At 33.9% G+C, this 248-nt stretch carries 1 protein-coding gene; it reads right to left on the bottom strand.

The genetic code is table 11. The features are described from left to right. The coding region (locus AOA62_RS31895) for a hypothetical protein (protein WP_158235141.1) at positions 1-248 on the bottom strand (248 nt) is incomplete at both ends.

The following is a 248-nucleotide window of genomic DNA, read 5'->3' as shown; positions in this document are numbered from 1 at the left end:
GATCAGTAGTGGATTCCTCACAAGTAATATCTTCGGAGAAGCTTATATCTACTATTCTAGGAGTATCTAATTCACCCTCTAATTCTTCCTCTGCATAGTATTCAAGCAGTTCTTCTTCTGAAACATATTCTAAAATTAATGAATCTATAAGTTCACCTATATCCTTATTAACATTTAAATGTCCAACACTAAGATCTCCAACAAATATCTCATAGGTCACGGCTGATAGATCAGCAGACTCTTTTAAC

This window comes from Pseudomonas sp. 2995-3, from assembly GCF_002742565.1.
Lineage (GTDB): Bacteria > Pseudomonadota > Gammaproteobacteria > Pseudomonadales > Pseudomonadaceae > Aquipseudomonas > Aquipseudomonas edaphica.
Note: the sequence above shows the minus strand (reverse complement) of the source record. Positions and strands in the feature narration are given on the sequence as shown.